The organism is Streptomyces sp. NPDC087422 (assembly GCF_044744145.1).
In the GTDB taxonomy this organism is placed as follows: Bacteria; Actinomycetota; Actinomycetes; order Streptomycetales; family Streptomycetaceae; genus Actinacidiphila.
In genome coordinates this window covers 83,056-95,772 of sequence record NZ_JBIUXT010000018.1, presented here as the reverse complement: position 1 = coordinate 95,772, position 12,717 = coordinate 83,056, and the positions used below count along the sequence as shown (strand labels likewise).

The following is a 12,717-nucleotide window of genomic DNA, read 5'->3' as shown; positions in this document are numbered from 1 at the left end:
GCATCGCCCGCCTTCACAACCTCACCCTCACCGGATAACAGGCAAACGAGCAGTTCAGCCTGCATGCCTCAGATCATTTACGGGACATCCTCTAGCGCCGCCGGGGTTGTCCTCCTCCGCCTGTGCTTCGTTGGCGACCATCCGCACGCACGCTTGCCGGGCCAGGTCGGGCCACGGTCCGCCCGCGAGGTCGGCGACGATGACCAGCGGCTCCCAGGTGTCGGCGGCACGGTCCTCCACCGGCAGCTCCGGCTCCAGGTCCGCGGCCGTATCCACCAGCGGTCCGGACCACGAGACGATGCGCTCCCGCAGGGCGTGGAGAGCGGGGGTGTCGCGCCTGGACCGGAACGGGTGGACCCGCTCGCCCTCGGCCCGGCGGCGCATCCGGATCACCACCGACCGGTCCATGATCGTGTCGGGGAGGTCGCCGATCCCGGCGAGCGCGGCCATGGCGAAGGTGGCGAACCGGTGCGGGGTGTGGTCATTGCCGACCACGCGGGTGACGTAACGATTGCGCTGGTGACCGGCGTTGAGCAGGCCGCGCAGCTCCTCGTTCTTCTCCGCGACCTTCACGCTGCCGAAGATCGTGTCGGCTTCGTCCACCAGAAGGGTTGGCGGCTGGTCGCCGATGGACCGGAAAACCGCAGCCGGGGTCGTGTTGACCGTCAGCATCGGTTCGTGAACCGTCTCGGTCAGCACGTCCAGCAGCCGGGACTTGCCGCACCGCTTGGCCGGGCCGACTACTGCCAAGCGCGGGGCGTGCTGCCAGGCGGCCTGCAGGTGCGTGGCCGCTACCCACAGCGTGGCCGCGTCAAGCGCGTGCGTGGAAGGCAGGATGACGAAGCGGGCTATCTGCGAGCGCAGTGCTCCCAGGAGCCGTGAGCCCTCGGCAGCACCCCAGTCCAGGGGCTTCGGCGCCGCGACATGCGCTGCCTCCACCGCCTCCGCTTCGGCCCGCTCGACAGCCTCGGCAGAGGCCGTGTCGGGCGTGTGGCGGCTCTGCTGACCCGGCACGGCGACCGGTGGCCATGGAGGCATCGCGGATGCGCCGTCGGGAGTCGGGGGCGTAGCATTCATGCTGAACTCCTCTCGGTGAGGCTGTGGCTGGCAGGCCCGCCTTCACCGTGGTGAATCGATAGCTCGGTTGCTGGGATGTTCACGAGGCCCTCGGCGTTGGTAGCGCCGGGGGTCGTTTCGTTTTCCGGGGCTGCGCGCATCAGGCCCCCAGGGTCCAGTCGTCGCGGCTGGGGCTCTGGTGGGCCAGGCGCTGCTCGAAGAGGGTGAGTTCGGCCTCGCTGTACAGGACGCGGCGGCCGATCCTCACCCCCTTGGGCCCGTAGCCGATGTGGCGCCAGTACCGCACGGTGCTGTCAGCCGTCCGGTAGCGCTCGGCCACCTCGGCGGTGGTCAGGTAGCGGTCCATCTCTCCCCTTCGACTAGATCGCTAGCGGTTTTGAATAATGGTCCCACACAAAGTGCCGCTATGCAAATCGAATAATCTGTGGTACATTTTGACTAGACCTTGGGGAACCCGACCACGCCGGAGAGGAGACACGAACGATGACCGGGACCGACCACGGCGGCGCCCCGCTGCTGTACAGCGAAGGCAACGCCGCCGCACGCATCGCCCTGGAACGCGAGACGAGAGGCTGGAGCACCACCGAACTGGCAGCCCGTATGACCAAGGCCGGCGTCCCGATGAACCAGACCGCCGTGTGGCGCATGGAGAACGGCAAGCCCCGCCGCAAGATCACTCTGGACGAAGCCCTCGGCTTCGCCCGCGTCTTCGAACTGCCTCTGGAAGAGCTCATGTCGCCGCCGCTGGACGGCATCGACCTCGAAGGGCGGCGCTTCGTCCAAGAGGCCGTCGAAGCCTTCTACGAATCCCGCGACGCCCAGGACCGCCTGCACGGAGCCGTCACCACGATCTCCGCCTACCTGAAAGCCCACCCGGACAGCTCCACCGCTATCCACCAGCAAGCCCTCCGCCTCATGGGCGAGGAGCGCGACGCACGCGCCCTGACCGAGTACATCGAGGACGGGGGCTACTACCACTGACCCACAGGAAGAGAGCCTGACTTGGCCAACATCCAAAAGCGCCCCAACGGCAAGTGGCGCGCCCGCTACCGCGATCCCAACGGCAAGGAGCACTCCCGCCACTTCGACCGCAAGGTCGACGCCCAGCGTTGGCTCGACGAAGTCACCGCGAGTGTCCTCACCGGCCAGTACGTCGACCCGAAGTCGGCGAAGAAGCCGTTCAAGGAGTACGCCGAGCAGTGGCGCGCCGGCCAGCCGCACCGCCCCTCAACCGCACGAGCCGTTGAGCAGCACCTCCGGTGTCACGCCTATCCCGCCTGGGAGGGACGGACCTTGGGAGGCATCAAGCCCGGCGACGTCCAGAGCTGGATCACCGGCCTGACGACGACCCACGGCCTCGCCGCCAGCACGGCACGTACGGTGTTCAACACCGTCAACGCCGTCTTCACCGCGGCCGTCCGCGACCGCATGATCCCCAACAACCCCTGCACCGGCGCCAAGCTGCCGACAGTGCCGAGGAAGCGGATCGTGCCGCTGACTGTCCCCCAAGTGCGCAACCTCGCCGGGCAGATAGCCCCGCCCTATAAGGGCCTCGTCCTCCTGACGGCAGCCACCGGGCTGCGGCCAGGCGAGGTGTTCGGTCTCCAGCGTCGGCACCTGGACCTGCCCCAGGCGGCCCTCACTGTCGACCAGCAGGTCCAGCAGACCAAGCACGGGGTGTTCGTGGGCCCGCCCAAGACCGACCGCTCCTACCGTGTCGTGCCGCTTCCGAGGATGGCTACCGAGGCCATGAAGGCGCATCTCAAGATGTTCCCGGCACCGGCGCCGCAGGACTGGCTGTTCACGGCACCCCAAGGCGGCGCCGTGGCGTACAACGAGTTCATGAAGCGGGTCTGGCGCCCCGCGTGCCGGAAGGCAGGCATACCGGACGGGATTGGCCCGCACGCGCTCCGACATCATTACGCCAGCCTGCTGATCAAGCACGGCGAATCCGTGAAGACCGTCTCCGAGCGCCTCGGCCACACCAACGCGGCCATGACGCTGAACATCTACACCCACCTGTGGCCCGATTCCGAGGAGCGCACCCGGGCTGCCGTCGACAAGGCGTACGCGGACGGCCCCGGCGACGGCAACACCCCGCCCCCAGAGGAGACGTAACCACTCCCCCGCACTGACGTCCTGTCAGTGCGGTTGCGGACTGTGTGCGGACCGCAGGGGCACCCCTGGGTCCGCTCGACCGTAAAGCCGCAGGTCAGACGTCGATCCGCGACCGGTCCAGGGTCGTGGCGGAGTTGGTGATGAACTCCTTGCGGGGGGCGACCTCGTTGCCCATCAGGAGGTCGAAGGCCTGCTCGGCGGATTCGAGGTCGCTGATGTTGATGCGGCGCAGGGTGCGGTGGCGGGGGTCCATGGTGGTTTCGGCCAACTGGTTGGCGTCCATCTCACCGAGGCCCTTGTAGCGCTGGATGCTGTCCTTGTAGCGGACGTTGCGGCGCTGGAGGTCGAGGAGGGTCTGGCGCAGCTCGTTGTCCGAGTAGGTGTAGACGTACTTGTCCTGGCCCTTCTTGGGCTGGACGAGTTCGATGCGGTGGAGCGGGGGGACGGCGGAGAAGACCCGGCCCTGTTCGACCATCGGGCGCATATAGCGCTGGAAAAGGGTGAGCAGGAGGCAGCGGATGTGGGCGCCGTCGACATCGGCGTCGGCCAGGAAGATGACCTTGCCGTAGCGGGCCTGGTCGATGTCGAAGGTGCGGCCGGACCCGGCTCCTATGACCTGGATGATCGCGCCGCACTCGGCGTTCTTGAGCATGTCCGAGATGGACGACTTCTGGACGTTGAGGATCTTGCCGCGGATCGGCAGCAGCGCCTGGAACTCGGAGTTGCGGGCCAGTTTGGCGGTGCCGAGTGCCGAGTCGCCCTCGACGATGAACAGTTCGCTGCGGTCGACGGCGTCGCTGCGGCAGTCGGCCAGCTTGGCGGGGAGCGAGGAGGTCTCCAGCGCGGTCTTCCTGCGCTGCGCCTCTTTGTGCTGCCGGGCCGCGATGCGGGTCCTGGCGGCGGCGACGGTCTTCTCCAGGACGGCGCGCGCCTGGGCCTTGGCGTCCCGCTTGGTGGAGGTCAGGAACTCGCGCAGTTCGGTGGCGACGACATTGGCCACGATGCGGTTGGCGGCGGAGGTGCCGAGCACTTCCTTGGTCTGGCCCTCGAACTGCGGCTCGGCCAGACGCACGGTGATCACCGACGTCAGGCCCTCCATGGCGTCGTCCTTGACGATGTCGTCCTCGGCGACGCGCAGCAGTTTGGCCGAGCGCAGCACCTCGTTCATCGTCTTGGTGACGGAGCGCTCGAATCCGGTCACATGGGTGCCACCCTTGGGGGTGGCGATGATGTTCACGAAGGACCTGGCGGTCGTCTCGTAGCCGGTGCCCCAGCGCAGCGCGATGTCGACGCCCAGCTCGCGGGTGACCTCGGTGGGGGTCATGTGGCCGCGGTCGTCGAGGACGGGCACGGTCTCCTTGAAGGTGCCGCTGCCGGACAGACGCAGGACGTCGCAGATCGGCTTGTCGGGGGCGAGGAACTCGCAGAATTCGCTGATGCCGCCGTCGAAGTGAAAGACCTCCTCGACGGGCTTGTCGGTCTCGATGCCGCGCTCGTCGCGCACCACGATGGTCAGGCCGGGCACCAGGAAGGCGGTCTGGCGGGCGCGCTGGTGCAGGTGGTCCAGGGAGAGCTTGGCGTCCTTGAGGAAGATCTGCCGGTCGGCCCAGTAGCGCACGCGGGTGCCGGTGCGGGTCTTGGGGACCCGCTTGGCCTTGGTGAGCCCGCTGGCGGGGTCGAAGGGCGCCTCGGCGCCGGATTCGGTGAAGATTCCGGGGACCCCGCGGCGGAAGCTGATGGCGTGCGTGGCGCCGTTGCGGTCGACCTCGACGTCCAGCCGGGCCGACAGCGCGTTCACCACGGACGCGCCGACGCCGTGCAGACCGCCGGAGGCCGCGTACGAGCCGCCGCCGAACTTCCCGCCGGCGTGCAGCTTGGTCATGACGACCTCGACGCCGGACAGGCCCGTCTTGGGCTCCACATCCACCGGGATGCCGCGGCCGTTGTCCCGGACCTCGACCGAGCCGTCCTCGTGCAGGATGACCTCGATGCGGTCGCCGTGACCGCCGAGCGCCTCGTCGACGGAGTTGTCGATGATCTCCCAGACGCAGTGCATCAGACCGCGACTGTCTGTTGACCCGATGTACATACCGGGCCGCTTGCGAACCGCTTCCAGCCCTTCGAGGACGAGCAGGTGCCGCGCGGTGTAGTTGGAGCCGTCGCGATCTGCACCCGTCAGCAGCGCAGAGGACGGCACGGATGTTTCGGCGGTCACGCGGGCAGCTCCTCGATCAGGAATGTTCTGAAGTTTTTTTCAGCCGTGTCGGTGAGAGGGTACCGATGCCGGGAGGGGTGACAGCGCCGCGACCCGGTATCCGGGCCTCAACACGGCCCTTGTCCTGGCTTCCATGCTAGCCCTCTTCGAGCACGTGTTCGATAACCCGCGCGAGTGATACACATGTCACGTTCCCAAAGAGGCATGAACCATTTAGGCTCCGGGCACGTCCTCAGCAACAACCGGCAAGCCAGCCGGGAGCAAGTCCGGACAACAGCTCCATAAGCGACATCTGACGCAACTGACTCCTATTCGCCGCCAATCGGTAACATCCAGTCACCCCGAGGTCGGTTTTCGAGGAAAAGCTGAGAGCGGGAACGTTTTCGGCCTGGTTGGATGTTGACCCTGGTACGACAGCTCGTCGAGCTAGAGAAGAGGCGACGTGACTACTGTTCTGACCCCCGCGAGTCCGCTGACAGCGGCAGACCGCTGCGACCGTTGCGGCGCTCAGGCATACCTGCGCGTTGTCCTCATCAGCGGTGGTGAGCTGCTCTTCTGCGGACACCATGGACGCAAGTTCGAGCCGGAGCTCAAGAAGATCGCTTCGGAAATACAGGACGAGACCGGACGGCTGACCGACACCCCGGCAACGGCGGGAGAAGACGAGCGCTGACACTTCGCATCAGCGACGAATTCGAGTCGGCGGGCGGACAGACCCCTCCAGGGGGTGTCCGCCCGCCGTCTTCCGTTCAACCGCGGCCCGCCGCAGCTCAGCTGGTTTCCGCCAGCACTCGACCGCGTTGCGCCAGCGCTCAGCTACTGTGCGCCGCCACCAGTGAGGCCATCGCCGAGACGCGCGTGTACACCCCTGGATAGGCCGCCTCCGCGCAGCCACTGCCCCACGAGACCAGACCGACGACCCGGTCCCCCACGACCAGCGGGCCGCCGCTGTCGCCCTGACAGGCGTCCCGGCCGCCGCCCTTGGCACCCGCGCACATCATCGAGGTGCGCACATAAGTGCCGTCGAAACTCCCCGGATACGCCTGCGCGCACACCGTGTCCGCGAAGACCGTGACCGTCGCGGAACGCAGCGTGTTCGAGTACGTGCCGCGGCCGGTCGTGTCACCCCACCCGTAGACCTGCGCCTGAGTGCCCGCCCGGTAGTCCTGCTCGTCGGAGGAGTCCGCGATCGGGATCGTGGCGCCCTTCGGCAGCGCTGTCGCCAGCGTGATGACCGCGATGTCGCCGGAGTTCGTCGTCGAGTCGAAGCCGGGGTTGACCCACACCTGCGACAGGCCCAGTTCCTGCCCACGACCGCCGCTGAGGTCCGTACGACCGGCGATCACACGCAGGTCGGGCAGTTGGTGCCAGTCGCTCGCTCCGAGCGCCTCACGGCCGAAGCAGTGGGCCGCGGTGATCACCGTACGAGGCCCGACGGCCACCGCGCCGCAGAACTGGCCGGACCTGCCGGAGCCGAAGCGCTTGCGGCTGGCCAGGGCCATCACCCATGGCGTGCTGTCCGTGCTGGCCGGGTTGCCACCGATCACGACACCGTTGGCGGCGGCCGGGGTCGCGGGCGCGGCCAGCGGGACGGCCAGCACCGGCAACAGCGCCGCCGCGAGACCGCCGATCACAGCACGACGACGACCGGTCACGGCACGGAAGGGGAAACGCATGCGGCCTCCTGACCCTGTGGAGCACTCTGGACACCCAGAGTGATCGATAGGGCCGGAGGCCGCATCCGCAAAGAGGCCATGTCGCCCGAAAGACGTCCGCGAAGTTCTCCGGAGGCCCGAAGGGCCCCGGAGAACTTCGCGGAAAAGACGTCGGGTCAGCCCGGCCGGGTCAGTCCAGGTAGTCGCGCAGCACCTGGGACCGCGACGGGTGACGCAGCTTGGACATCGTCTTGGACTCGATCTGCCGGATCCGCTCGCGCGTGACCCCGTAGACCTTGCCGATCTCGTCCAGCGTCTTCGGCTGCCCGTCCGTGAGGCCGAAGCGCATGGAGACCACGCCCGCCTCCCGCTCGGAGAGGGTGTCGAGCACCGAGTGGAGCTGTTCCTGCAGCAGCGTGAAGCTGACCGCGTCGGCCGGCACGACCGCCTCGGAGTCCTCGATGAGGTCACCGAACTCGCTGTCGCCGTCCTCGCCCAGCGGGGTGTGCAGGGAGATCGGCTCGCGGCCGTATTTCTGGACCTCGATGACCTTCTCGGGGGTCATGTCGAGTTCCTTGGCCAGCTCCTCCGGGGTGGGCTCGCGGCCCAGGTCCTGGAGCATCTGGCGCTGCACGCGGGCCAGCTTGTTGATGACCTCGACCATGTGCACCGGGATACGGATGGTGCGGGCCTGGTCGGCCATCGCGCGGGTGATCGCCTGCCGGATCCACCAGGTGGCATAGGTGGAGAACTTGAAGCCCTTGGTGTAGTCGAACTTCTCGACCGCGCGGATCAGACCCAGATTGCCCTCCTGGATCAGGTCCAGGAAGAGCATGCCGCGACCGGTGTAGCGCTTGGCCAGCGAGACCACGAGGCGGAGGTTGGCCTCCAGCAGGTGGTTCTTGGCCCAGCGGCCGTCCTCGGCGATGATCTCCAGCTCGCGCTTGAGCTTGGGGGCGAGCTTGTCGGCCGCGGCCAGCTTGTCCTCGGCGAAGAGACCGGCCTCGATGCGCTTGGCCAGCTCGACCTCCTGCTCGGCGTTGAGCAGCGGGACCTTGCCGATCTGCTTGAGGTAGTCCTTGACCGGGTCGGCGGTGGCACCGGCGACGGCGACCTGCTGTGCGGGCGCGTCGTCCTCGTCGTCGTCGGAGAGCACGAAGCTCTCGGACTCCGACTTCTCGGTCTCCTCCTCGCCGCCCTTGCCCGCGGCGGCCTCCTCGACCGTCTCCTCCGCGTCGACGGCCTCGTCCTCGCCTGCGGCCGTCTTCTTGGCCGCCACCTTCTTGGCGGGGGCCTTCTTGGCAACGGTCTTCTTGACGGCGGCCTTCTTCGCCGGCGCCTTCCTTGCTGGGCTCTCCGCCTCCACCGATGGCTCCACCGTGGTCTCGGCCTCGGCCTCCGCCTCCGGGGCGGCGGCCTTGGGCGCAGCGGTCTTCTTGACAGGGGTCGCCCTGGAGGCGACCGTCTTGGTGGCAGTACGCTTCGCCGGGCTCTTGGCTGCGACGCTCTTACGGGTGCGCTTGGGCGCCTCAGCGGCAGTCACCATCAGCGTCACACCCTCCTCGTCGAGGACCTGGTTGAGGCTGCGCAGAACGTTCTTCCACTGGGTTGCCGGAATCTGGTCCGCTTCGAACGCCCGACGCACGTCGTCGCCGGCGATCTGCCCCTGGGCCTTACCCTGCTCGATGAGCGCCATCAGAGACTCGGACTCGGCGATCTCGGACGGGAGCGTACGGGATGTGCTGGCCGACACGAACAACCTCTCGGAACGATGGGAACGACTCGGTGGAACCGCACAGCCACTCAGCGTCAAAATCGTCGCTGAATATTCCTTGTGCCGTGGCCACCTCTTAAGTCATCGCGCTGCCTCGCCAAGCGTTACGCCCACCCTACGTGGCCCGAGTCACACCCTAAATCGTGCAGATCGGTCATAAATCCGGACACATGACCCGTCCGGCTGTGCGAGGGCGCGGGAGAGCGGCCGGGAGAGCCACGGGGGACCACATGGGACCGCCGCCGACCCCAGGTGTTCCGGGGCCCGCGGCGGAGGGCGACACGGTCAGTGCTGCTCGCGCGGACCGGGGACGACGTGGTCGGCGGGAGCGGACTCGGGCGGCTCGGGCAGGACGGTGAGGAGCTGGCGCATCGCCGCCTCCGCCGTGCCGCCGTCGCTCTCGGCGAGCGCTTCGACGATCCGCTGGTGCAGGCCGACCGAGGTGTCGCCGGGGCGGTCGCAGCCGGTGACCGGGCCGCCGGACACGTGCAGCGCGGAGGAGACGATCCCCGACAGGTGCTCCAGCATCCGGTTGCCCGCGACCTGGAGGAGCAGGGCGTGGAATTCGGCGTCGGCCCTGGAGAAGGTCAGCGCGTCGCCCTGTGCGGCGGCGTGCGCCATGATCTCCGCCATGTCGGCGAGGCGCTGCTGTACGTCCTCGCGGCCGTGGCCCGCGGCGAGCCGGGCGGCCAGCGGCTCGATCGTCCAGCGCAGTTCGAGCAGTTCGCGGCGCTGGTCGTCGCGCTGCGGCCCGAAGGCGCGCCATTCGATGATGTCGGGGTCGAGCAGATTCCAGTCGCTCACCGGGCGGACCCGGGTTCCGACGTTGGGCCGGGCGCTGACCAGGCCCTTGGCCTCCAGTACGCGCAGGGACTCGCGCACCACGGTGCGGGAGACCTCGAAGCGCTGGCCGATCTCCTCGGGGACCAGCGGGCGGTCGGCGCCCAGATCGCCGGAGACGATCATCTGCCCGAGCTGCTGGACGAGTTGTCCGTGCAGTCCCCGTCCACGGCTGCCGCCGGCCCGGCGGCCCATCCGGTTCATATCCGGTTCCATGCCCTCCCAGGACGTCAGTCCAGGTCGGTCGGTGCCAGGGGCTTCGGCGTACGAATAGCGGTCCAGCTCGCCCGATCCGGCGATTCCGGAGTCGGCAGAACGAGCCGCGGTCATCATGGTGTGCGCAAGGGTACTCACGCATCCTTTGTCGGCGATGCCGATGCGCGCCTTGAGGGCTTTGCTGAAAAGCACACGAAAGGGTGAGCGCTCATCACCTCATAATTGACGTTTTATGGCGATGAATCATCCCTTCTTGCTGGTAAGCGGCGCAGTACGGCTGACGCGTGGGGCAGTTGGGCGGCGCCAGCGTCGCCGTCCGCGCAACGCGGTTGCCAGATAGGCGCAGACCAGCACGGTGAGTGACAACGACAGCGCGGAGACCACTGGTTGGGCGGCGAAGCGCAGCAGTCTCTCGACCGTTCCGCCGCCGCCCTGCGAGACCCCGCTGACCACCGACCACAACGCTCCGCCCGCGTCGGCGAGTTGTCGTGCCACCGGCCCACCGAACAGTCCCCGTACGGCCGGAGCGACCAGCAGCGGTACGGCGAGGACGGCGGCCACACCGAGCGCGGTGGTACGGAACACGCCCGCCGCGAGCACCCCCGCCCAGGCGCAGCCGACGGCGAGCGCCGCCCAGCCGCCGAGCGCGGCAGGAAGCGTCGTCAGATCCGGCGCCTTTCCCGGGCCGAGGGTCAGCCGCAGTGCCAGGGTGTCGGCGACGGCGGCGAACGCGGCGAGCAGCAGCGCGCAGACTCCGCTCACGGCGAGTTTGGCGCCGAGCAGCCGCAGGACCCGCGGCTCGGGGCCGTACCCCGGCGCGAGGGCGGGGTAGCGGAACTCCTGCCCGTAGGCGAGTGCGCCCAGCACGCCCGCGCCCACGGCCGCCGCGGGCAGCGGCAGCCGGACCGCCCATCCGGAGATCAACCGCAACGGCGGTACGGACACAGCCCCGGTGCGTGCCATCAGGACCGTGCCGAGCACCGAGCCGACCAGTGCCGCTCCGGCGATCGGCCACGGCGTGAGGACCCCGAAGGCGCGCCGCAGTTCGTACCGCAGTGGCCGGACCGGGCCGTGCTGCCGTGCCGGACGCCGCCGCGGCTGCGGCGGGGCGGGCGGTACGGCGGCCGCCACGCCGCCTTCTGCCTCGGGGGTGGCATCCGGGGTTGTGACGCCGTTTCCGCTCTCGTCGGCGAGGTGGTGCAGCAGGATGCCGTGGCGGTAGGCGGTCTCCCCCACCGCGGCCGAGGTGGTGCCGTAGACGGCGATACGGCTGCCGGTCGCGGCGATCACCTCGGCGCCGTCCTCGGTGAGCAGCGTGGCCAGGCGCTCGGCGTAGGGCGAGCGGACGGCCACGTACGGGCGCATCCTCGTGCGGGCGAAGTGCGCGGCCGACTGGTCCGCGACCAGGCGCCCCTTGTCGATCGCGATCACGTGGTCGGCGGTCCGGGCGAGGGCTTTGGTGTCGCGGCCGGTGAGCAGAACCGCGCCCCCGGCGGCGACGTGCCGTCGTACGAGCGCGTGCACCCAGGCGGCTTCGCGGGCCGGGAGTTCGCGCACGGGGTCGTCCAGGATCAGCGCGCGGGGGTCGGCGAGCAGGGCCGCGGCGAAACCGAGACGGCGGTCCATGCCCAGCGAGTACGTGCCGAGCCGCTGTTCGGCGACCTCGGCGAGGCCGACCTGGTCGAGCACCTCGTCGGCGCGGGCGGCGGGCAGTCCGAAGGCGGCGCAGAGCATGCGGAGGTGGCTTCGGGCAGTGCGTCCTGGATGTCCGGGCACGTCACCCAGGAGGGCGCCGACGACGCGGGCCGGGTGGGGGAGGTCGCGCAGCGGCCGGCCGTCGACGAGGGTGGCGCCGCGCCCGCCCTCCAGCCCGAGCAGCAGGCGCAGCGCTGTGGACTTTCCCGATCCGGCGGGACCGAGCAGGCCGGTGACTTCACCGGCCCTGATGTCGAACGTGAGGTCGGTGACGGCGGGCGGGGCGTTGCGGCGGGGCATGCTGGTCAACCCGATGGCCTGGATCACCCTTGCACCATAGCTCCGCAAATGGGCGTTTTGCGGAAAGAGCCGGTTCTACACCTCGGGCCGCAGCATCGGCGGATTGAGCAGTGCGGCCCCGCCCGCCCTGAACAACTGCGCGGGACGGCCGCCCTGACGGGTCGTCGTCCCCCCGGTCGGCACGAGGAAACCGACCGTGCCGGTCACCTTGCGGTGGAAATTGCGCGGGTCGAGCGCGACACCCCACACCGCCTCGTACACCCGCCGCAGCTCCCCCACCGTGAATTCGGGCGGGCAGAAGGCGGTGGCCAGCGACGAGTACTCGATCTTCGACCGCGCGCGCTCGACCCCGTCCCCCAGGATCCGGGCATGGTCGAACGCGAGCGGCGCCGTCTCCCCCGCGTGCTCCTGTCCCCCTTCGCCCAGCAACGTCCCGACCGGCGCCCAGCGCGCGCTGCGGGCGTCACCGCCCGCCCGAGGCGCGGGCAGGTCGGGCGCGAGCACCAGATGCGCGACGCTGACCACCCGCATCCGCGGATCGCGCTGCGGATCCCCGTAGGTGGCGAGCTGCTCCAGATGAGCGCCGCTCTGCGCCCGGAGCCCCGTCTCCTCGGCCAGTTCCCGCGCCGCGGCCTGGGAAAGATCCTCGTCCTCGCGGACAAATCCGCCGGGCAGCGCCCACCGCCCCTGGAAGGGCGGCTCGCCGCGCCTTACCGACAGTGCGCACAGCGCGTGATGTCGCACGGTCAGCACGACCAGGTCGACGGTGACGGCGAAGGGCGGGAAAGCCGACGGGTCGTAGGGCGACATGGCGCGATCATAGTCGT

General features: G+C 69.2%; 10 protein-coding genes and 1 pseudogene. 3 read left to right on the top strand and 8 right to left on the bottom strand.

Going from position 1 to position 12,717, the window contains the following annotated elements; translation table 11 throughout:
- Nucleotides 1-90 precede the first annotated feature (90 nt).
- Both ACIO6U_RS35125 and ACIO6U_RS35120 read right to left on the bottom strand, forming a co-directional pair.
- Nucleotides 91-1,077, bottom strand: a pseudogene (locus ACIO6U_RS35125) (DUF3631 domain-containing protein); the annotation flags it as partial.
- A gap of 139 nt (nucleotides 1,078-1,216) precedes the next feature.
- Nucleotides 1,217-1,423 (bottom strand): helix-turn-helix transcriptional regulator, encoded by a 207-nt coding sequence (locus ACIO6U_RS35120; RefSeq protein WP_401725373.1) that lies wholly within the window; start codon nucleotides 1,421-1,423, stop codon nucleotides 1,217-1,219.
- A 137-nt stretch (nucleotides 1,424-1,560) separates the two neighbouring features.
- On the opposite strand from ACIO6U_RS35120, the gene ACIO6U_RS35115 reads away from it, so the two are divergent.
- Together ACIO6U_RS35115 and ACIO6U_RS35110 are read left to right on the top strand one after the other, a co-directional pair.
- Nucleotides 1,561-2,058 (top strand): helix-turn-helix transcriptional regulator, encoded by a 498-nt coding sequence (locus ACIO6U_RS35115; RefSeq protein ID WP_401725370.1) that lies wholly within the window; start codon nucleotides 1,561-1,563, stop codon nucleotides 2,056-2,058.
- A 21-nt stretch (nucleotides 2,059-2,079) separates the two neighbouring features.
- Nucleotides 2,080-3,195 carry a tyrosine-type recombinase/integrase gene (locus tag ACIO6U_RS35110; protein ID WP_401725367.1) on the top strand — a complete coding sequence of 372 codons (1,116 nt, stop codon included), beginning with the start codon at nucleotides 2,080-2,082 and terminating at the stop codon, nucleotides 3,193-3,195.
- Nucleotides 3,196-3,289: 94 nt separating this feature from the next.
- Here the strand turns inward: ACIO6U_RS35110 and ACIO6U_RS35105 are convergent, their stop codons facing one another.
- Nucleotides 3,290-5,410: a DNA topoisomerase IV subunit B gene (locus ACIO6U_RS35105; RefSeq protein WP_355338286.1), complete on the bottom strand. Its 2,121-nt coding sequence runs from the start codon at nucleotides 5,408-5,410 to the stop codon at nucleotides 3,290-3,292.
- Between the two features lie 442 nt (nucleotides 5,411-5,852).
- Here ACIO6U_RS35105 and ACIO6U_RS35100 point away from each other — a divergent pair, with 442 nt between their 5' ends.
- Nucleotides 5,853-6,083, top strand: coding sequence for a hypothetical protein (locus ACIO6U_RS35100; protein ID WP_188286081.1), 231 nt, complete (start codon nucleotides 5,853-5,855; stop codon nucleotides 6,081-6,083).
- 139 nt (nucleotides 6,084-6,222) lie between these two features.
- Here the strand turns inward: ACIO6U_RS35100 and ACIO6U_RS35095 are convergent, their stop codons facing one another.
- The 5 genes from ACIO6U_RS35095 to ACIO6U_RS35075 form a co-directional block, all read right to left on the bottom strand.
- Nucleotides 6,223-7,086: a S1 family serine peptidase gene (locus tag ACIO6U_RS35095; RefSeq protein ID WP_401725363.1), complete on the bottom strand. Its 864-nt coding sequence runs from the start codon at nucleotides 7,084-7,086 to the stop codon at nucleotides 6,223-6,225.
- 169 nt (nucleotides 7,087-7,255) lie between these two features.
- Entirely contained in the window at nucleotides 7,256-8,818 is a 1,563-nt protein-coding gene (locus ACIO6U_RS35090; protein WP_391048985.1) for an RNA polymerase sigma factor, read from the bottom strand.
- A 306-nt stretch (nucleotides 8,819-9,124) separates the two neighbouring features.
- Nucleotides 9,125-10,033: a FadR/GntR family transcriptional regulator gene (locus tag ACIO6U_RS35085; protein WP_401725360.1), complete on the bottom strand. Its 909-nt coding sequence runs from the start codon at nucleotides 10,031-10,033 to the stop codon at nucleotides 9,125-9,127.
- A 105-nt stretch (nucleotides 10,034-10,138) separates the two neighbouring features.
- Nucleotides 10,139-11,917 (bottom strand): ATP-binding cassette domain-containing protein, encoded by a 1,779-nt coding sequence (locus tag ACIO6U_RS35080; RefSeq protein ID WP_401725357.1) that lies wholly within the window; start codon nucleotides 11,915-11,917, stop codon nucleotides 10,139-10,141.
- A 48-nt stretch (nucleotides 11,918-11,965) separates the two neighbouring features.
- Nucleotides 11,966-12,700, bottom strand: a complete 735-nt coding sequence (locus tag ACIO6U_RS35075; protein WP_188286086.1) for an NUDIX domain-containing protein — start codon at nucleotides 12,698-12,700, stop codon at nucleotides 11,966-11,968.
- Nucleotides 12,701-12,717: the final 17 nt, after the last annotated feature.